This window comes from Saccharopolyspora sp. NPDC049426, assembly GCF_040676935.1.
Classification (GTDB): domain Bacteria; phylum Actinomycetota; class Actinomycetes; order Mycobacteriales; family Pseudonocardiaceae; genus Saccharopolyspora.
The window spans coordinates 35406-55190 of sequence record NZ_JBFAPZ010000003.1; the positions used below are offsets into that span (position 1 = coordinate 35406).

21 protein-coding genes are annotated in these 19785 nt (G+C 69.6%); 13 read left to right on the top strand and 8 right to left on the bottom strand.

All coding sequences use genetic code 11. The annotated features are described in order from the left end of the window. Positions 1-3: 3 nt before the first annotated feature. Positions 4-1707 carry an AMP-binding protein gene (locus AB0J78_RS06255; RefSeq protein WP_363787580.1) on the bottom strand — a complete coding sequence of 568 codons (1704 nt, stop codon included), beginning with the start codon at positions 1705-1707 and terminating at the stop codon, positions 4-6. Positions 1708-1716: 9 nt separating this feature from the next. After that, the gene (locus tag AB0J78_RS06260) at positions 1717-2355 is read right to left on the bottom strand and encodes a TetR/AcrR family transcriptional regulator (RefSeq protein WP_363787581.1); all 639 of its coding nucleotides are present in this window, start codon (positions 2353-2355) and stop codon (positions 1717-1719) included. Positions 2356-2774: 419 nt separating this feature from the next. Here AB0J78_RS06260 and AB0J78_RS06265 point away from each other — a divergent pair, with 419 nt between their 5' ends. Then, positions 2775-4193, top strand: coding sequence for an alkaline phosphatase PhoX (locus tag AB0J78_RS06265; RefSeq protein ID WP_363787582.1), 1419 nt, complete (start codon positions 2775-2777; stop codon positions 4191-4193). Between the two features lie 253 nt (positions 4194-4446). Here the strand turns inward: AB0J78_RS06265 and AB0J78_RS06270 are convergent, their stop codons facing one another. From AB0J78_RS06270 to AB0J78_RS06280, 3 genes are all read right to left on the bottom strand, one after another. Further along, on the bottom strand, positions 4447-4884 hold the full coding sequence (locus AB0J78_RS06270) for a glycerophosphodiester phosphodiesterase family protein (RefSeq protein ID WP_363787583.1): 438 nt from the start codon (positions 4882-4884) through the stop codon (positions 4447-4449). Between the two features lie 200 nt (positions 4885-5084). Then, the gene (locus AB0J78_RS06275) at positions 5085-5786 is read right to left on the bottom strand and encodes an SDR family oxidoreductase (RefSeq protein ID WP_363787584.1); all 702 of its coding nucleotides are present in this window, start codon (positions 5784-5786) and stop codon (positions 5085-5087) included. A gap of 39 nt (positions 5787-5825) precedes the next feature. After that, positions 5826-6860: an NADP-dependent oxidoreductase gene (locus tag AB0J78_RS06280; protein ID WP_363787585.1), complete on the bottom strand. Its 1035-nt coding sequence runs from the start codon at positions 6858-6860 to the stop codon at positions 5826-5828. 80 nt (positions 6861-6940) lie between these two features. Here AB0J78_RS06280 and AB0J78_RS06285 point away from each other — a divergent pair, with 80 nt between their 5' ends. Genes AB0J78_RS06285 through AB0J78_RS06295 form a run of 3 tightly spaced genes read left to right on the top strand, consistent with a single transcriptional unit; the run spans position 6941 to position 9070 of the window. Next, on the top strand, positions 6941-7525 hold the full coding sequence (locus AB0J78_RS06285) for a TetR/AcrR family transcriptional regulator (RefSeq protein ID WP_363787586.1): 585 nt from the start codon (positions 6941-6943) through the stop codon (positions 7523-7525). A gap of 28 nt (positions 7526-7553) precedes the next feature. Beyond that, positions 7554-8357 (top strand): thioesterase family protein, encoded by an 804-nt coding sequence (locus AB0J78_RS06290; protein ID WP_363787587.1) that lies wholly within the window; start codon positions 7554-7556, stop codon positions 8355-8357. A 26-nt stretch (positions 8358-8383) separates the two neighbouring features. Continuing rightward, entirely contained in the window at positions 8384-9070 is a 687-nt protein-coding gene (locus AB0J78_RS06295; RefSeq protein WP_363787588.1) for a haloacid dehalogenase type II, read from the top strand. 19 nt (positions 9071-9089) lie between these two features. Here the strand turns inward: AB0J78_RS06295 and AB0J78_RS06300 are convergent, their stop codons facing one another. Next, positions 9090-9689, bottom strand: coding sequence for a hypothetical protein (locus tag AB0J78_RS06300; RefSeq protein ID WP_363787589.1), 600 nt, complete (start codon positions 9687-9689; stop codon positions 9090-9092). 165 nt (positions 9690-9854) lie between these two features. On the opposite strand from AB0J78_RS06300, the gene AB0J78_RS06305 reads away from it, so the two are divergent. From AB0J78_RS06305 to AB0J78_RS06315, 3 genes are all read left to right on the top strand, one after another. Next, positions 9855-11168 (top strand): hypothetical protein, encoded by a 1314-nt coding sequence (locus tag AB0J78_RS06305; RefSeq protein WP_363787590.1) that lies wholly within the window; start codon positions 9855-9857, stop codon positions 11166-11168. A 163-nt stretch (positions 11169-11331) separates the two neighbouring features. Continuing rightward, positions 11332-12186 (top strand): SAM-dependent methyltransferase, encoded by an 855-nt coding sequence (locus AB0J78_RS06310; RefSeq protein ID WP_363787591.1) that lies wholly within the window; start codon positions 11332-11334, stop codon positions 12184-12186. Positions 12187-12303: 117 nt separating this feature from the next. Continuing rightward, complete coding sequence (locus AB0J78_RS06315; protein WP_363787592.1) at positions 12304-12732, top strand: OsmC family protein; 429 nt, start codon at positions 12304-12306, stop codon at positions 12730-12732. Positions 12733-12789: 57 nt separating this feature from the next. Here AB0J78_RS06315 and AB0J78_RS06320 read toward each other — a convergent pair whose 3' ends face one another. After that, complete coding sequence (locus tag AB0J78_RS06320) at positions 12790-13812, bottom strand: SDR family oxidoreductase (RefSeq protein WP_363787593.1); 1023 nt, start codon at positions 13810-13812, stop codon at positions 12790-12792. Between the two features lie 261 nt (positions 13813-14073). Between AB0J78_RS06320 and AB0J78_RS06325 the strand changes: the two genes are divergently transcribed. The 5 genes from AB0J78_RS06325 (at position 14074) to AB0J78_RS06345 (ending at position 18534) form a co-directional block, all read left to right on the top strand. Then, on the top strand, positions 14074-14316 hold the full coding sequence (locus tag AB0J78_RS06325; RefSeq protein ID WP_363787594.1) for a hypothetical protein: 243 nt from the start codon (positions 14074-14076) through the stop codon (positions 14314-14316). A gap of 128 nt (positions 14317-14444) precedes the next feature. Then, positions 14445-15452, top strand: coding sequence for an NAD(P)-dependent oxidoreductase (locus tag AB0J78_RS06330; protein ID WP_363787595.1), 1008 nt, complete (start codon positions 14445-14447; stop codon positions 15450-15452). Further along, positions 15449-16537 carry a DUF1015 family protein gene (locus AB0J78_RS06335; RefSeq protein WP_363787596.1) on the top strand — a complete coding sequence of 363 codons (1089 nt, stop codon included), beginning with the start codon at positions 15449-15451 and terminating at the stop codon, positions 16535-16537. The genes AB0J78_RS06330 and AB0J78_RS06335 overlap by 4 nt, the downstream gene beginning before the upstream one ends. 102 nt (positions 16538-16639) lie before the next feature. Further along, positions 16640-16795, top strand: coding sequence for a hypothetical protein (locus tag AB0J78_RS06340; protein WP_363787597.1), 156 nt, complete (start codon positions 16640-16642; stop codon positions 16793-16795). An 89-nt stretch (positions 16796-16884) separates the two neighbouring features. Beyond that, positions 16885-18534: a phospholipase D family protein gene (locus tag AB0J78_RS06345; RefSeq protein WP_363787598.1), complete on the top strand. Its 1650-nt coding sequence runs from the start codon at positions 16885-16887 to the stop codon at positions 18532-18534. A 40-nt stretch (positions 18535-18574) separates the two neighbouring features. On the opposite strand, the gene AB0J78_RS06350 is transcribed toward AB0J78_RS06345, so the two are convergent. Further along, positions 18575-18916, bottom strand: a complete 342-nt coding sequence (locus AB0J78_RS06350) for a hypothetical protein (protein ID WP_363787599.1) — start codon at positions 18914-18916, stop codon at positions 18575-18577. Between the two features lie 217 nt (positions 18917-19133). On the opposite strand from AB0J78_RS06350, the gene AB0J78_RS06355 reads away from it, so the two are divergent. Beyond that, complete coding sequence (locus tag AB0J78_RS06355; RefSeq protein ID WP_363787600.1) at positions 19134-19784, top strand: UdgX family uracil-DNA binding protein; 651 nt, start codon at positions 19134-19136, stop codon at positions 19782-19784. Position 19785: the final 1 nt, after the last annotated feature.

Sequence of the window (19785 nt, forward strand, 5' to 3'; positions counted from 1 at the left end):
GGTCTACGCGCGGTCACGGGCGGCGGGCAGTTCTGCGGCGCGGTCGAGCAGTTCGCCCTTGCGCACCTTGCCCGTGGCCGTCATCGGCAGCTGGTCGACGACGACGAATTCGGGCACCTTGTACCCGGCCATGTTGTCCTTCGCCCATGCGCGCAGGTCCTCGCTCGCGGCGCTGCTGTCCACCACCACGAACGCCACCGCCACTTGCCCTTTCGCGCGGTCGGGACGGGGCACCACCGATACCGACCGGATCGCCGGGTGCAGGCGCAGCAGGGCTTCGACCTCGGACGGGAACACGCTCATCCCGTTGGTCTTGATCATCTCCTTGGCGCGCGCCAGGTAGTGCAGGGCTCCCCACTCGTCGAGCCGTCCCACGTCGCCGGTGTGCAGCCAGCCGTCGCGGATCGTCTCCGCGGTCGCGTCGGGCCGGCCGTAGTAGCCGGTCAGGATCGACGGGCTCCGGACGATGATCTCCCCCGACGTGCCGACCGGCACGGGATCGCCGGAGTCGTCGACGATCAGCACGTCGGTGCCCGGAACGGGCAGCCCGCAGAACACCGGGTCCGCGTGCAGGTCCCGATCGCCGTCCTGGAACCCGAGCGTGAAGGTGTCGGCCGTGTGCGTTTCGGTCATGCCGTAGGACGCCTCCCGCAGGACGCTGCCGGTGGCGTCCCGCCACCGCGCCCGGACCTCCGGGGTCAGCTTCAGCACGAACGAGACCGCGAGCGCGTTGCGCAGCGACGACAGCCGCGCACCCTCGAAACCCGGTTCGTCCATCAGCTCCACGTAGTTGTCGACCGTGGCGACCAGGTCGGTCACGCCGTGGCGCTCGATCAGGGTGACGGCCGTGGCCGGGTCCCAGCGCGTCATCAGCACGACCTGCTGGCCGTTAACCAGCGGTTTGAGGATGCCGAAGTCCTCGCCGGCGATCCAGAACACCGGCAGGAAGTTCAGCGACACGACATCGGGATCGCCCACCTGCGTCCCGCCGGCCGCGCTGGCCGTCGCCGCCGTGTAGACCATGTGCCGCTGGGTGTGCTCGCAGCCCTTCGGCAGCCCGGTCGTCCCGCCGGTGTAGTTGAGCGCCGCCAGCGCGTCGGGATCGCTCGGCCGCGCTGCAGCGGGCGCCGAGGCGCTGATCTCGGCCCAGTCCGAGCGCTCGGCGGTGAGCTCGAACGGCACCGGCACGTCGGGTTCGGCCGTGAGCAGGTCGGCGAGACCGGTGTAGGCCACGTGCCGCACGGGCGTGTCGCCGCGCACCGATTCCACGAGGTCGGCGAACTCATCCTGCGCCAGCAGCAGCGTCACACCGGCGTCGTCCAGCTCGTACCGCAGCTCGTGGCCCCGGAACATGGGGTTGATCGGCACGTGCACCGCGCCCGCCTTGAGAACGCCCACCATCGCAATGAGGAACTGGGGGCAGTTGCTCAGGAACACGCCGACCCGGTCCCCCGCCGCCACACCGCGTTCGCCGAGCCATCCGGCGAAGCGGTCGCTGAGCTCGTCGTACTCGGCGTAGGTGATGTCGCGGCCGTAGAACGAGATCGCGATGGTGTCCGGGCGGGTCTTGGCCCAGTGCCGGAGGTGTTCGGGCAGAGCGGGAACCTCGACGGGGTGCACGACGGTGCCCGGCACCTGCTCCGGCCAGTTGGCCGCCTGCAGGCGGCGGACCTCGGCCAAAGCCTCTTCACGGCGGGACGACGGCATTCGGGCCTCCTACGGTTCGGGCCGCGAGTCGGCAACGACGCCGACGGCGCGCTCGGTGAGCCGGATGTGATCGTTGATGAACTGCTCGCGGTCCTCGTCGGGAGCGTGACCGAGGCGGGCGGCGCCGCGGACGATCGAGTCGCTCAGCATCGACACCAGCTGCTGGGGTGGCACGCAAGGATCGATCGTGGCCGGGTCCAGCCCGGACAGGTAGTTGGTGAAGCGCCGCTCCAGCCGACGCCGCAGCGTGCTCCACAGCGCGTCCACGTCGGGATCGACCCCGGCACGGCTGTCGATCTGCGCCACGAGCGACCCGTTGGCGAAGATCGCCTCGGCGAACGCGCGAGTGGTCGACCGCAGCACGGTGACCGGCGGGAGCGACTCGATCCCGTCCAGCTGCTGGGTGGATTCGAGCTGGGCGCAGACCTGCTCGGTGACCGCGAGGAACGCCTCGTCCTTGGATCGCAAGTAGGCGTAGAAGGTCGGGCGCGAGGTCTGCGCCCGAGCCGCGATCAGCTCGACCGTGGTCGCCGTGTAGCCGAGGTCGTCGAAGCACGTGGCGGCGGCAGCGAGCAGCTCCTCGCGCCGAGGGCCCGACGTCTCCCGGCGATTGGCCCGCGCGCGCTCCTGGGCATCACTTGTCGTCACGACTCCATTGTCGTGACCTCGGTGCCGACCTTCGGCGCGCGCCCGGGAAGCGGACATCAGGGGGTTGACAAGCCTTGTCCGGGAACGGTTTCCGGGTCGCCGCAGGTCGATGCCGGATGGCCGAACTCGGGGATGGATGTGGTCAAAGCAGCCCCTCCGGAACGAGTGACGGCAGGTGATCCCGACCAACACTCGTTGACGTTGACGTCCATGTCAATACGCGAGCCGCACCGCACCCCGGATCCGGCCGAGGCGGTTCGAGCGCGGGTGGCAGCGTGGCCGAGGAAGCTGCCCACATCGCCGGAACAGGTGCCGAATTCGCGGTGCCGACGCGCTTTCGCTTCGCCGGGTTCATCGAACGTACCCGCTGGCCGACGAGGCTGGTGCGTTGTTCCGATCGTTCTCACGTGGAGTCGCACATGGATCTCTCTCGCAGGCAGTTCGTCAACCGCTCGCTGCTGGGCGGCATCGGGATCGCCCTCGTCGGCAACGTCGGAGCAGTCACCGCCGCCGCCCCGGCCTCGGCCGAGAACGGCCAGCCCGCCGGTTACGGGCCGCTGGTACCCGATCCCGCGGGGCTGCTGTCGCTTCCCGCCGGGTTCAGCTACAAGATCGTCACCGAAGCCGGCAAGACGAAGCTCGAATCCGGCGAAGCCACGCCGCAGAAGCACGACGGCATGGCCGCTTTCATCCGCCCGGACGGCGGCAGCGTGATCGTCTACAACCACGAGATCAAGGTCAGCCAGAACCCCGAGTTCCCGGTGCCCCGGCTCGACGGCCTCACCTACGACCCGGTCTCCCCCGGTGGCTGCACCGTGGTCGAGGTCGACGCCGAGGGCAACCGCGTCACCGAGTACGTCGCACTGGCCGGCACCTCCACCAACTGCGCGGGTGGCCGCACCCCGTGGAACACCTGGTTGAGCTGCGAGGAGACCGAGGACAAGGCCGGTCAGAACGGTCAGCAGTTCGACCACGGCTACACCTTCGAGGTCGACCCCTACAACCGCGAGGCCAACCAGAACCCGAAGCCGATCAAGGCGCTCGGCCGGTTCTCCCACGAGGCAGCCGTCGTCGACCCGAACACCGGGCACATCTACCAGACCGAAGACGCGTCGGGCCCGAACGGCCTGTTCTACCGCTTCACCCCGCCGGCCTCCGCACTGCCGCTGGGCCCTGGCAAGCTCCGCGCGCTCGGCGACGACGACGGCACCTTCGAAGCGATGAAGGCCGCCGACAAGTCCGGTCAGCACGTCGACGACCTGTCCCGCGCGACCGAGGTCGGCACCACCTACGGCGTGACCTGGGTGGCCGTGGCGGACCGCGCCGCGGCCACGACCTCGATCCGCAAGCAGTTCACCGACGACCAGATCACCCGCGGGCGCAAGCTCGAAGGTGCCTGGTGGGGCGACGGTGGAGCCTACTTCGTCTGCAGCTACGCCCGGGTCGAAGACAGCCCGGGCACCCCGCACGACGGTCAGGTGTGGTTCTACAACCCGCGCAACCAGACCATCGAGCTCAAGCTGCGCTTCGAGTACGACCAGGACGACAGCGCCAACTTCGACGGCCCCGACAACATCACCGTCTCCTCCCGCGGCAACGGCCTGATCCTCGCCGAGGACGGTGACGGGCAGCAGCACCTGTTCGGAGCGACCTTCGAAGGCCAGACCTACCCGCTGGCCCGCAACGAGATCAACACCGGTACCGACGCCGAGCCCCAGTACAGCGAGTTCTGCGGCCCCGTCTACTCCCCCGACGGCAACACCCTCTTCGCCAGCGTCCAGACCCCCGGCGTCCTCTACGCCATCACCGGCCCCTGGGACCGTCTCCACGGCGCCTGACCCACCCCCTGCAACAGCGACGCCCCGACCAGAGATGACCTGGTCGGGGCGTCGCTGTTACCCCACGAACCGCCCCCCACGCAGCGGACGGCGCACGGGGGTGCCCCGGAGTGTCACGTCCCGCGCCGACTTCCCGGATTACCGCCGTAATCCGGTCCCTGATTACGGCGGTAATCCGGAAAGTAACGGAATACTCCGGTAATCGGATTCCTGATTACCGGAGTATTCCGGGTCGGCTTGCGGGAGCCGGTTGTCAGGCTGCTGGGCGGGTGTTGCGGACGTCGAGGACCTCGGCGAAGGTGGGCACGACGGCGCCGGTGTAGCGCGGGTCCTTCCAGGAGCCCGCGTCGAGCGTGCGGATCTCCTCCAGCGTGAAGTCCGAAACCCTCCACGGCGCCCGGTCGGGGAACTTCTGCTCGACGTCCGTGGTGCGCGACAACGTGGTGTCGTGGATGACGACCAGCTGCTCGTCCTTGGTCTGCTGGACGTCGATCTCGACGAGGTCGGCCCGCATCTCGGCACCCAGCCGGACGGCCTCCAGGGTGTTCTCCGGCGCGTAGGCGGACGCCCCCCGGTGAGCGATGTTGGTGACGGTGGCGGTCGGCTCCGCTGGAGCCGCGGTCACCGCCGTCGCCACCGTCATCGTCGTGAGCAGCGCGGCTGCAGCCACCGCCGCGACCCGGTGCAACATAGGTCGATCCCCTCGTCAGTGCCAGTTTTGTCCGGAAAGACGGGAGAATACTGAGGACATCCGGTATCGCGGACCTGATCATCCTGGCCCACCGGTGTCGCGCGCCTGAACGTTACACCGCAACCCGCCCCGCTCCAGATCCACGCCGGAACGCGACATCGAGTTGATCGTGCTGAGCCAGCAGACCGCGCGGCCGGAACTCAGCCGGCGAGCTGCGGGTACAGGACGGTCAGGTCGGCGGAGAGTCCTGCCTTGACCCGCCGCGAGAGGTCGTCGGCGAGCACCTCGTGCGCTCCCACCTGGATGCCCTCGACCGCCAGCCGGGCGACCTCGGCCGCACTGACCTTGGGGGCGTCGACCCCGGCGGCCATGTCGGTGTCGACGTACCCCATGTGCAGGCCGGTGACCGCGATGCCGCGCGAGTGCAGCTCCAAGCGCAGCGAGTTCGTCTGCGACCACAGGGCAGCCTTGGAAGCGCTGTAGGAACCGCCGTTGCCCAGCCAGGACAGCACCGAGTGGGCGTTGAGGACGTGACCGCCGCCGTTGCGCTCGATGATCGGCGCGAAGGCGCGGGAGACCAGCAGCGGGCCGTAGAAGTTCGTCTCGAACTCCCGCCGGATGTCCTCGATCGAGGAGTCCAGCATCGGAACTCCGACGGAACCGCCCGCGTTGTTGATCAGAATCGTGACGTCCCCCGCCTGTTCGGCGACGGCGGCGACAGAGTCGGGGTCGGTGACCTCCAGTCGCACCGGCACGGCGTCAGGATGTGTCACGGTTCTCGGGTCGCGGGCCGTGGCGTAGACCTTGCTCGCACCGCGCGCGAACAGCTCCTCCACGAGCGCCTTGCCGATGCCGCGGCTGCCGCCCGTGACGAGTGCGACGGCACCTTTGATCTCGGTCATCTTCCAGCTCCAAACTGCGTGAGATCCAGCCCGGACGAGTCAGTCCAGGGTGACGACGACCTTGCCGTTGGCGCGTCCCCGCTCGACGTGCGCCATGGCTTCCAGGAGGTCGGCGAAGGGGAAGGTCCGGTCGAGCACGGGGCGCAACGTTGCGCTGCCGTAGGGGTCGGCCAGTTCCGCCAGCTGAGTTCCGTTGGCGCGCATGAAGAAGAACGAGTAGCGCACCCCGAGCTTCTTGGCCTGCTTGCGGATCTTGCGGCTCATCAGCGACAGGACCGGCTTCAGCACGGGGCGGCCCAGTTGCTCGGCGAAGGCGGGGTCGGGCGGGCCGACCACGCTGATCGCCAGACCGCCCGGCTTGAGCACCGACAGCGACTTCTCCAGGTTGGCCCCACCCAGCGAATCGAGCACGACGTCGTAACCGGCGAGCACGTCGCTGAAGTCCGTCGTCCGGTAATCGATCACCTCGTCGGCGCCGAGTTCCCGCACGGCCGCGGCGTTCTCGGCGCGCGCGGTGGTTGCGACGTGAGCACCCAGGTGCTTGGCCACCTGAACCGCGGTCGAACCCAAGCCGCCGGCCCCGGCGTGCACGAGGACCTTCTGCCCGGCCTCGACGTGGGCGAGGTCGACGAGGGCCTGCCAGGCCGCCAGCGCCACGAGCGGCACCGCGGCGGCCTCCTCGAACGACAACGACCGGGGCTTGTGCGCCACGTCGTCCTCGTCCATCGCGATGAACTCCGCGAACGCGCCGATCCGAAGATCGCGAGGCCGGGCGTAGACCTCGTCACCGACCTCGAACCGGCGGACCGAGGCGCCCACCTGCGTCACGACACCGGCGACGTCGTGGCCGAGGACGAACGGTCGCTCGTAGCGCAGCAGCTGCTTGAACTCGCCGTTGCGGACCATCTTGTCCAACGGGTTGATCCCGGCCGCCCGGACCTGGACGAGGACGTCCCGCTCTCCCACCACCGGATCGGGCACGTCTGCTGCTCGCAGACCGTCCGCACCGTAGGACTCGACGACGAACGCCTTCATCGCGACCTGCCTCCTGCGCTCACCCGGCGTCGAGATCACGCGCCATTGAATTACGACCGTACTCCATTTAAACTAGCACGGACCGCCAGCGGCGGACCAGCACGTGCGGAGGAGGAGCGGTGCGGTACGACAAGGAGCACAAGGACGCCACGCGGCGGAGGATCATCGAGACCTCCGGCCGCCGGTTCAAGCAGGACGGCCTCGACGGCTCCGGAGTCGCCACGCTCATGAAGGACGCGGGCCTGACCAACGGCGCCTTCTACAAGCACTTCACGTCCAAGGACGACCTCGTCACGACCGTCGTCGCGGAGCAGCTGACCGGGCAACGAGCGATGCTCGACGAACGCGCACCGGACAGGGCCGGCGTCGAGCGGTTCATCCGCGACTACCTCTCGCCCGAGCATCGCGACGCCCCCGAGCGCGGCTGCCCGTCCGCGGCACTGCTCGACGAGATCGCGCGCTGCGACGACACCGTCAAGCAGGCCTACACCGACGGTCTGGTGACCATCGCCGACGACATCGCCGCGCGCCTCGCGCCGGACGACCCGGACTCGGCGCGCACGCGCGTCCTCAGCCTCTTCGCCACGCTCTTCGGGACGCTGCAGCTCGCCCGCGCGATGGCCGACCCGACCCTCTCCGATGCGATCCTCGACCAGGGCATCACCAACGCTCTGGCCATCCTGGACGACGCGACCCGGAACTGACACGCACCACCAGCGAACGGATTCGACCATGACCACGACCACTTTCGCCGACGTCAGCCGGATCGACGAGATCTCACCGGGCGTGTACACCGCCGACGCCGATCCGGAGTGGACCATCGGCGGCAAACCCAACGGCGGCTACCTGCTCGCGATGCTCGGGCGCGCGGCAACGCAGTCGGCGACGCACCAGCACGTGCTCGCCGCCAGCGCGCACTACCTGAGCTCCCCCAAACCCGGCCCCGTCCACCTCGCCACCGAAGTGCTGCGAGCCGGGCGCTCGGCGAGCCAAGTGCGCGCCCGCATGACCCAGGACGACACCCCCTGCGTCGAAGCGACGTTCACCATCGGAGTACTCGCGCCGGACGCGACTCCGCAGTGGAGCGACGGCATGCCCGAACCGGCGTCCTTCGCGCAGCACGACTGCGAGCCGGTCAACGGGGCCCGAGGCGTGGCCATCATGGACCAGGTCGACCTGCGCATCCATCCGGACGACTCCGGCTTCAGCCGGGGCACCCCGACCGGCTCCGGCGTGCTGCGCGGATGGCTCGAGCTCCCCGAGGGGGAGCACTTCGACCCGATCTCACTGCTCTACGCCGTCGACTCCTTCCCACCCGCCACGATGAACATCGCGATCACCGGCTGGGTGCCCACCCTGGAACTCACCGCCTACGTTCGCGCGCTGCCCGCACCCGGCCCGGTGCAGATCCTGCACAAGGCGCAGCTCATCGATGACAACCGCGTCGACGAGTCCTGCTTCGTCTGGGACAGCCGCGACCGCCTCGTCGCCCAAGCCACCCAGCTCGCGGGCATCCGCCTCAACCCACCTGAATGACCACCACACCGGGACAGGAGGAAGTCATGCCCACTCGACCTCGCACGGTGGCGTTCGACGTCGTCGAAACGCTCATGTCCCTGGAACCCCTGCGGCCCCGGTTCGCCGACGCGGGACTCGCCCCCGAACTGCTCGAGCGCTGGTTCGACCGACTCCTGCGCGACGGCATGGCCCTGACCCTCGCCGGTGACTACGCGACCTTCCCCGCCGTCGCCGCGGCAGCGTTGAAGACGCTCTCCCGCGGCGACCTCGACGACGACGCCATCGCCCACGTCCTGGCCGGGTTCCACGAACTCCCCGCGCACCCCGATGTCGAACCCGCCATGCGCACGCTCGCCGACGCGGGCATCTCCATGGTCTGCCTGAGCAACGGCACCACCGAGACCACGACCCGATTCCTCGAGCACAACGCACTCGATCACCACATCGACCAGGTCATCAGCGTGGCCGACGTCCACAGCTGGAAACCGCCGGTCCGCGTCTACGACCACGCCCTCAGCCAGATCGGCCGCGCCCCGCACGAGGTAGCCCTGGTGGCCGTGCACGCGTTCGACTGCCACGGCGCCAAACGAGCCGGACTCACCACCGGATGGGCCGACCGCCTCGAAGGCGTCTACAGCGACGTGTTCATCCCGGCCGACGTCGTCGGACACGATCTCGTCGACGTCGCCCAGCGGATCGCCACGCTGCCCGAAGCCGGACAGGACGCGTGAAGGCGAACGATCGTGCTGATCAACTGCTCAGCACGATCGCCACGACCGCGGCCAGCGCCACGATCGCGAACCCGGCCGTGAGCCCGATCAAGACCGGATGCCGCAGGTGCCACGGCACCAACCCCGGTCGCCGCCGCTCCAGCTCCTTGGCCGAGAGCTCACCGCGCAGCTCCACCACCGGACGCCCGAGCCGTTCGAGCAGGCCGGCCAGCTCCGCGCCGTCGTAGGTCTCCTCGCGGATCGCCAACAGCCGCCGCCGGTCCCGATCGACCAGGAAGAACCAGGTCTTGGCACCACCCTCCCCGGTGACCACGACCCGCACGCGCAGCACCTCGGCGACCTCAGCCAACGCCACCCGTTTCCGAGGCGCGCCGAACGCCGTCTGGCTGATCTCGTCCGCCGTCAGCAGCAACCGCGTGCGCAGCATCAGGACCCACACCAGCCCGAGCACGAGGACCGTCAACACCCCGCGGAAGGCGTACCCCGGCCCGTCCGACTGCGGCACGGGAAACCCGAAGAAGGTGAGGGCCCCGAGCACGGGGCTGAGGCACAGCGCCATGATCCGCCGCCACCGCGCCACCCGCACCGTCAGCCGCTCGACCTGCTCAGCAGTAGTCACGCGGGAAGACCTTAGCGGGCGCTCGCGATGCCGCTCCGACCGATGGTCGTGCTCCTCGCCCCAGGATCCGAAGCGTGGACTGCGAACGATGACCTCCGACTCTGGTCACTTCCCCGCCCCGGCGCTGGACTGAACCGCGACACCGAGGGACGGGGATGATCAGTCGTGGTGAAGTTCAACCAGAGGATGCCCGCCGAAACCGAGGCGATGGCGGACCTAGCGGCCTTCCCGCTGGTGGAAGCGCTCTTCGGTCGACGCTCCCGACGCTTCGCCATGGGAAACGAGATCCCCGACGGCCCCCTCGCCTACCGCTCCCGGCACGAACCCCTTTCGCTCACCGAGCTCGAACGGATGCTCGTGCTCAGCGCGATGGGCGGCACGACGGGCTGGCACCACTCGATCACCCGGCACGCCCGCTACGCACCGCACGTCTCCAACTACGCCGGAAGCGCGGCCGGGCGCACCTTCCCCTCCGCGGCCGGGTTCCACACCGCCGAATTGTTCTTCACCGACGACTCGGGCCTCTACTACTTCCCCACCCGCGACGCGGGCGCACTCGTCGACCCGGCGGTCGAGGAGGTCACCCCCGAGCTGATGGTCGAGCGCCACCGCGCGCGGTCACAACAGCTTTCGACCGCGAGGCTGCACCTGCCCGCCGAGGAGCCCCACCTCGAGGGGCACAACACCTGGTGCGTCAACGTTCCCGGCTCGCTGCTGGTCATCCCGGTGGCCGACCTGGCACAACACCTCATCGCCGTGCTGTGCTTCTTCGTCCAGAACGGCTACGCGATCTACGACGACATCAACGACCGCACGATCCCCGGCCTCGACGAGTTCAGCGGACTGGTCGACGTCGACGAACCGTTCCCACTGACCTTCACCGAGCAGTACGCGCTCACCGAAGCCACGGCCGAGCTCGCGACCGCCTGCTACGCGGGCGTGCTCATGCTGCAGGCGATGGGACTCGGCGGCTGGATGTTCGACGGGATCGACCGGTTCTCGATGCTCGGCGCCTCGGGCGACCCCGACGTGCCCGGCCTCGGATTCCGCTACGACGAGGACGAGCGCTGGTCGACGCCCAACCCCACCGGCCGCGAAGGGGTCTTCGAGGCCTACTGCCCACCTCACCACCAGGACATGAGGGCGGCGGTGGAGGCCTTCGCGGAACGCAAGTTCGGACCCGGCGGTCCGTTCCACCACGACACGCCGGGCGCCTGGAGCGACAGCCCCGGGTTCCGCGGGAGCGCCCAGGTCCACGACGACGCGTTCAAGGCCTGCGTGGCGCTCCAGGCCCAGTACCTCTTCGACACCTTCGGCAAGTTCCCCGCAACGGTGCCGACGGTGTTCATCCTCAACTACGTCCAGGCCCACCACCTCGACCTGGACTTCTACGACCACTTCTTCAAACCCGGCGCCTACCTGCGCACGCACGCCACGCACATGCGCGATTGGCACGACCGAGGTCACGACGCCCAGTGAGGGGCGGAGCCCACGCTGACCCAGCCGGATCCGCCCGGTCCACTTCGGTTCGGACGCGCCCCTCCGGTCGCAGCCGGCCATCACCCTCATGGAGCACTCCCGGGTGGTGTACCCGGTTGCGTAAGATCGCTGCCCGCGATCACGATCCACCAGGGGGGGAACGATGCCAGAGCACCGGTTCGGCGAGCACCTCGATGCGTCCGCTGATGCGAGCGGATCCCGTGATGCCATCGGGCTTTCGAAGCACGAGGTCAACATCTCGCTGCCGAATCCGGCGCGCATCTACGACTACGGCCTGGGCGGCGACCACAACTTCGCCTCCGACCGGGAGGCGTTCCACAAGCTGCTCGAGGTCGATCCCGACGCGCGAACCGTTGTCCGCTCCAACCGCGCATTCCTGCGTCGCGCCGTGCGCTTCTGCCTGGAACGCGGCATCACCCAGTTCCTCGACCTCGGTTCGGGCGTTCCGACCGTCGGCAACGTCCACGACGCCGCGCACGAGATGAACCCCGATGCCCGCGTGGTCTACGTGGACAACGAACCGATCGCCGCCGCGCACACCCGGCGCCTGCTCCAGGATCAGCCCAACACGGCGATCATCGAGGAGGACCTGCGCGATCCCGAAGCCGTGCTCAACGCACCGGAGACCGCGGGGCTGCTCGACTTCTCGCAACCGGTCGCCTTGATGATGGCCGCGGTGCTGCACTGGGTCGGCGATGACGTCACCGACCTGCTCGCCCGGTACCGCCGGGGGCTCGTCCCCGGGAGTGCGCTCGCGATCAGCCACCTCACCGATGAGGACCTGCCGGAACAGATGCGCGAGGTCGAAGCGATCTTCGACGAGACAAGCGTTCCGGTCACCTACCGACCCCGCGCCCAGGCCTCCGAGCTGTTCACCGGATTCGACATCGTCGAACCCGGAGCCGTGTACTGCTCGGAGTGGCGCTCAGAACCCCACGAAACCCTCGCGGAACCGGAGCGGACCAAGATCTGGGCCGCCGTCGGCATCAAGACCTGACTCCTTGCCAACCACGGGGCCGTCGAGGCGCGAGGTGCGGGCGGTCAGGTTTGGTCGGATGCTGGGGACGCTCACCCTCGGGGAGCGTCCCCGTTCTGCCGACCCGAAAGGACCGGAATGACCACCACGCGCACCGCACACACCACCTGGGAAGGCAACCTGGTGGAAGGCACCGGCACCGTGGCCCTGGACTCCTCCGAGATCGGGCAGTACCCGGTGTCCTGGCCGTCCCGCGCGGAGCAGCCCAACGGCAAGACCAGCCCCGAGGAACTCATCGCCGCCGCCCATTCCAGCTGCTACTCCATGGCGCTCTCGAACGGACTCAGCCAAGCCGGCACGCCGCCCACCAAGCTCAACACCCGAGCGGAAGTCACCTTCACACCGGGCGAGGGCATCACAGGCATCCACCTCACGGTCCAGGCCGACGTGCCCGGTGTCGACGAGGAGGCTTTCCGCAAGGCAGCCGAGGACGCCAAGGCCAACTGCCCCGTGAGCCAGGCCCTCGCAGGCACGACGATCTCCCTAACGGCCTCCCTGTCGTCGTGACCCCGCCGCCGCAACCGAGCCAGAAACGCCCTCGGGCCGGTGACTCCGGGCTGAACGTCAGAGTCGCCGTTGCCTCGACGCCACGGCAGCCGCCAGCGCGGCCGCACCGACCGCCGCGAGGGCCAGGGCACCGTGGCGTTGCGACGCCCACAGCTGCCAACTGCGGGTGTGCGACTTGTCGTCGAACACACCCCGTGCTCCGTAGTCGCGGCCCGAATCTCCGTCGGCGGGTGCCCACAGGTTCGCGGTCCGGTCAGGATCGGCGACCACGTCCGTCTGCCGGGCCGCGACACCGTAGCGGGCGAGGTAGCGGTCCAGAACCCCCGGCGCCAACGCGTTGGCGATCAAGGTGGCCACCGTGCTGCCCCCGCACCAGTACTCGCGACGCTGGGGGTGGTCGGCGGCGTGCACCACGGCTCGGGCGGCCACCTCCGGCTGGAAGATCGGTGGCAGCGGCTGCGGATGCTTCGGCAACCGCGACAGCACCCAGGAGAACTGCGGCGTGTTCACGGCGGGGAGCTGCACCATCGTCACCCGCACACCACTGCCCTCGTGCAGCAGCTCGCACCGCAGCGACTCGTGGAAGCCTTGCACGGCGTGCTTGGACGCGCAGTAGGCCGACTGCAACGGCACTCCTCGATAGGCCAGCGCCGAACCCACCTGCACGATCGTTCCTCGATCGCGCGGACGCATCCGTTCCAGCGCCGCGTGCGTCCCGTGGACGAATCCGAGGAGGTCCACTTCCACGACGCGGCGGAACTCCTTCGGAGCGATCTCCGAGAACGGTGCGAACACCGAGGTGAACGCCGCGTTCACCCAGACGTCGATCGGGCCGAGACGTTCCTCGACCTCGTCGGCGGCGTCGCTGACCTGCTCCTCATCGGCGACGTCGACCTCCACGGGCAATGCCGCGCATCCGGCGGCACGGACCTCCTCAGCAGCCGCCTTCAACCCGGTGCCGCCCCGAGCCAGCAAGGCCACGCCCCGAGCCCGCCGAGCGTATTCGCGGGCCACGGCCCGCCCCACCCCACCGGTCGCACCTGTGATCACGACGACCTGTGACCGCGCTGCGGTTCGCACTCCCGCACCTCCCTTGCTGCCGTCGAAGGTGAAGCCACGATCTTTTCCATCGCGCGCAGCAGCACACGCGCCGATCGCCTTCCGGGCTACCCGCGAAACCGTCACCGCAACACCGGCCGGTGGGCGGCCGGACTCGGGCGGGTTTGCGGCCATCGCCCCTTCGGGTAACTCGACGGGCGTTCGAACAGAACGTGTTGGGAGGTAATCATGGCGAGCGGGACACGTGGCGAACACGAGCCGACTCCGGCAGAAGGTGAACCGGTGACGCAGATCCCCGCCGCAGGCACCGACGACGACACGTCCTACGACGAGGGCACCGGCGACCGGATCAGGCCGGACGCGGAGGAAGCGCCCACATCCGAACAGGGCAAGGGCAAGGCGACGCATCATCTGCCGGCCGACATCCCGCCGGGCGAGCTCCTCGGAACGGTGAGCCTTGCCGCCCGGAGCAGGTTGATTTCAGTCACCGCTGACGCGACGGCTCACACCGAACGCGTGCCCTGAACGAGGTGTTGACGCACCTGGAACGCCACCCGCACCATTGCGTCATCAGCACCGAGGTGCGTTATGAGCAACACGGATTCCCGCGTCTCCACCCCGCCGCGCGGTGCGCTGATCGTCTGGAGGGCCCGATGAGGATCCTGATCGCCGACGCCTTCCCCGAGCAACACCGGAACCGACTCGCCGCAGCGCACGACTGCGTCTACGAGCCCGACACGACCGCGGACCAGCTGCCCGCGGAGATCGCCGGGTACGAGTCGCTGGTCGTGCGCAGCACCCGCGTGACAGCTCAGGCGCTGGAATCGGCCAACGCGCTGCGGCTGGTGATCAGAGCCGGCTCGGGAACCAACACGATCGACACCGACACCGCCTCGCGCCTGGGCATCTACGTCTGCAACGTGCCCGGCCGCAACGCCATCGCGGTCGCCGAGCTGACGTGCGCGCTGTTGCTGGCCATCGACCGGAACATCGCGGATGGCGTGGCCGACCTGCGCGCGGGCAAGTGGGACAAGAAGCGCTACTCGCACGCGCGCGGGATCTTCGGTCGTGACGTCGGTGTCGTCGGGCTCGGTCAGGTGGGCCTCGCGTTCGCCGAACGGGCCGCCGCGTTCGGAACGCGGGTGCACGCCGTGTCCAAGCCCGGCCGCGACCAGCAGACCCTGGAACGCGCCCAGGACATCGGGATCACCTTCGTCGACGACCTCCCCGAACTCGCGCGCACCTGCGACGTGCTGTCGCTGCACGTGCCCGCCACCGACACCACCAGGCGGCTCGTCGACCGGGAGCTGCTGGCACAGGTGCGCCCCGGCGCGATCATCCTCAACACCGCGCGCGGCGACCTGATCGACGAGGACGCGCTGATCGAGGCGATGGAGACCAAGGGAGTCCGGGCCGGGATCGACGTCCACGCCGACGAACCCACCACCGGCACGGACACCTTCCGCTCCCGCCTCGCCGCACACCCGAACGTCTGCGGCACCCACCACATCGGAGCGTCGACCGAGCAAGCCCAGGCCGCCGTCGCCGCCGAGACCGTGCACGTCATCGAGGAGTACGCGAAAGCGGGCACGGCATTGCATTGCGTGAACCCCCGAACCCGGGAGTTCGCCCCGTCCCTTTCCGCGAACGACCCGTCATGAGCACCCCGCGCACCGAGGCGACCGACGCAGGAGTCATCGCGAGGCTGCCGCGCGGCTTCCGCGTGGACCGCCGCGGCGGCGAGAACCCGGCCGGTGCGATGCGGATCCGGGAAGCGCTCGGCTCGGATCGGTACCAGCGCATGCCCGGTCCGGCCGCGGTCGTCTACCGCATCGCGAACGGGAACCACGAGCAGACCGGTGTCATCGTGGAGGTCCCGGTCGAGGAGTACGAGGCCGGGCGGATCCGGCCGCACGAGGCCACCCAGCCCGACCGCCAACGGCTGCTGGAGGAGTCCACCGCGAAGTCCGGGATCGAGCGGACGCCCGTGACTCTCGCGCACTCCCCGGACCGAGCCCTGCGCTCGGTCACCGAGAGCGTGACCCGGACCGAGCCCGACGTGGACCTGACGGCCGCAGACGGCACGCGGCACACGGCGTGGTTCTCGCGCGACGCGGGTCTCGCGCGGGCCACCGAGCTGGGCCTGCGCGGCCTCGATGCGCTCTACATCGCCGACGGTCACCACCGGATGGCCGCGGCCCAGCGCTACGTCGCGCGCCACCACGTCGACCCGGAGCACCCGGCCGCGTTCACGCTGGCCGCGCTGTTCCCCGCCGACGAGATGCGGGTCTTCGGCTATCACCGTTGCCTGCCCGCGTCCGGTGAAGCGGCCGCAGGGGTCCTCGCGAAGCTGGACTCCTCGTTGGTGCTGGAGAGGTGGGATGGGCGCTCGGCGGCGATCCCGGAACCGGGTGTCGTGGTGGTGCGCTTCGCCGACGAGTTCTACCGGCTGAAGCTGCGGCCGCACGGCCCGGACGGGCACGTGCGCACCTCGCTCGACATCGTCTCGCTCGACGAGGAAGTGCTGCCAGGGCTCGGGATCTCACCCACCTCCTGCGGCAACGGCCCGCCCGAGAGCTGCCGCCACCCCGCTGACGAAGCGGTGCTGTTCGTGGCCCGCCCGCCCAGCGTCGAGCAGATCATGGCGGTCTCCGACGCGGGCCTCGTGATGCCACCGAAATCGACGTGGTTCGCGCCCAAACCGGCCCCCGGCCTGTTCCTGCGCGACCTCACCGACCCGACGTGAACCGCCGATGTCCGCGCCGTTCCTCGGTCACCGATGCGTAGAACTTGATCGCAGCGGGTAGGCCTGGAATACGGACAACCCACCGCGAAAGGACGAGCAGCCATGATCACGCTCGGAATCGTGCTCCTCATCGTCGGATACCTCACCGGAGTCCAGATCATCTGGATCCTCGGCATCGTCGCCGTCGTCCTCGGCGCCGTGCTCGCCATCGCCGGCCGCACCGGCCACGCGATCGGCGGCCGAACCCACTGGTTCTGAACAACCACCACGCACCCGCACACCGCACGCGACTCCGGCGGGAGCGGGTCGACGAAATCAGCTGCAAACCCATCACTTCTGGCAGGCGCATGACCGGAACGAGCGGAGCCGCCCCCGCCGAGTGGTTCTTGACGCACACCGAGCGCGGCAACCCGTGGTCGAGGCTCGACGCCCTCGGCCCGGGCAACGTCGCGTGGTCCGAGGGCAACCTCGCGCACCCCTTGATCGACGGTGCTGAGTACTTCCCCCGGCTCGTCGCTGAACTGTCCGACGTCCACGCCGGTGACCAGGTCTACCTCTCGGCGTGGATCGTCGACCAGGACAAGCGCCTCGATGGGACGGGAACGACGATGCGGGCGCAGTTCGCCCGCGTTCTGCGCGAGGGCGCATCGGTCCACGCGCTGCTGTGGTGGCCGTACCTGGACCTCGATCACGACCTCGTTTCCGCGAACCGGGATTTCGCCTCCTCGTTGCGGGAGATGGGTGCCGGCGTGGTGCTGGACCAGCGAGTTCGCCCAGCGGGGTGTCACCACCAGAAGTTCCTCGTGATCCGGCGCCCGCGACGTCCCGAGACCGACATCGCGTTCCTGGGCGGGATCGACCCGTGCCCGAGCCGGTTGGACGAGCACGAGCATCGCGGTGACGGCGAGGTCCAGCTCTCCATCGACAGCGAGCGCTACGGCGAGCGACCGGCCTGGCACGACGCGCACCTGCAGGTGCGGGGCCCCGCGGTGGACGACGTCGAGCACTGCTTCCGGGAACGCTGGCAGGACGCCGTCACCCGCCTGCGCGGTCCCCTCGCCCGGCTCCGACGCCGCTTCGGTCCAGGTGAACCCGAGGCCGAGGAACTACCCGAACGGCTGCCCCGACCAGCTCGCAGCGGGCCTCACTCGGTGCAGCTGCTGCGCACCTACCCGACGAAACACCCTCCGCACCTGTTCGCCAGGAGCGGGGAACGCAGCGTCGCGCGGGGCTACGCCAAGGCCCTTCGGCGCGCCCGGCGACTCGTCTACGTCGAGGACCAGTTCCTCTGGTCCCCGATGGTGGCTGAAGCCTTCGCCGCGGCGCTGCGCCGCGAACCCGAGCTGCGCCTGGTCGCCGTGGTGCCCGCTCACCCCGAGAAAGGCGGCGCCGTGGAAGTCGCCACCTGCGATGCCGCGCAGGACAAGGCGATGGAGCTGCTGCAGGAGGCCGGTGGCGATCGGGTCGACGTCTTCGAGCTGGAGAACGACAGAGGACTCCCGACCTACCTGCACTCGAAGGTGTGCGTCATGGACGACAGCTGGGCAGCTGTAGGATCGGCGAACCTCAACCGCCGTTCCTGGACCTACGACACCGAGCTGACCGCAGCGGTGCTCGACGACCGGCGACCGACGACCGGCTTCGCGCGCGAACTGCGCCTCCGGTTGTGGCGAGAGCACCTGGGACGGGAGTCCGGGGACGATTCGGAACTTGCCGATGCCGGCAACGGCGTGGAGGTGTTGCGCAGCGCTGCCGCTGAGCTCGACGCGTGGCACGAGGCCGGGCGGGGGACACCTCGACCACGCGGGCAACTGCGCAGCCACCCCCGGCGCGCGAAGTCCGCGGCAACGCGGTTGTGGGCGGTCCCCCTGGGCCGACTGGTGATCGATCCCGACGGCCGTCCGATGCGAGCGCGACTGGCCGATTGGTCTCGCGGCCGGTTCAGATCGGGCCGGGCTCGCACGTCCGAACACGCACCGCCCGGAACCACCTGGTGAACCGCCGGACCGAAGCGGAGGGCGAGCCGCCCTCGCCGTATCAGTCCTGGTCCGACTCGTTCTCGCTGATCCGGGCGTGGATCGCGCTCCAGAGCGCGTCCGCCTCGGCCTGGGCCTCGGCGACCTCCGAGAAGTCCTCGCCTGAGCGCTGGTTCAGCGCATCGGCGATACCGGCCAGCGCCTGGGAGCCCTTCATCCCCGCCTTGGTGAGCGCCAGAGCGAGCCCGTCGGGGAAGCGCGAAGACGAACTCGCAACGCCATCGCTGCCCTCGGAGGCGTCCACCACGCTCCCCCAGGCCGCGTCGAGCTGCCCCAGAGCGTCCAGCACGTTGCGCCAGATCGTCAGCTGCTCGACATCGGGGTCCGGTGTTCGCTCGCTCATCGATCTCGTTCCTCTCGGTGGAAGGTCTGGGGACCGAGTCGCGAACCGCGAGGACATCGGCCATCGCCATTCCTACCACGCTCCGCGACGTCGGCTCCGCCGTCGACGGCCTGAGCGCGCTTCTGCCGTCGTCACGTGCTGTTCGTGTGCCGCTGCTGCGGCCGGGTACCCGAACGGGACCAACGGTGCGCGGAGACGCCGGACGAACGGAGGGACCATGCCGCAGCGAGAAGCCGGCGCCGAGGCGTTCGTGCCCGCGACCGGTGGCCTGTCCGCGATGGAGAGCGCGGTCCAGGCCTGCCGGGGATGCGGCCTCCACGAGAACGCGACCCAAGCCGTTTTCGGTCAGGGCGCTGCCCGAGCTCGGGTCCTGCTGGTCGGTGAGCAGCCGGGCGCTTCCGAGGACGTGGAGGGCCACCCCTTCGTCGGCCCCGCTGGCCGCACGCTCGACCGGGCGTTCCGCGAAGCCGGTCTGCGCCGCGACGACGTGTACCTGACCAACGTGGTGAAGCACTTCAAGTTCGTGCCCGCCGAGAGGGGGAAGCGGCGGATCCACAAGAAGCCGAGCGTGGGCGAGGTGCGCGCGTGCCTGCCCTGGTTCGCCGCCGAACTGCGCCTGGTAAAGCCGGAACTCGTCGTCTGCCTGGGCGCGACCGCGGCCAAGGCGCTGTTCGGTGAGTCCTTCCGCGTCACCCGCAACCGCGGAGTCCTGCTCGACTTCCCGGAAGGCTTCGAGGTCGGCGAGCACGGCCCGGACTACGTCCTCGCGACGGTGCACCCCTCTTCGGTCCTGCGCGCCACGGACCGCGAGGCCGCGTACCTCGGCTTCCGGAACGATCTCCGCACCGCCTCGGACGCGCTCCGGTGAT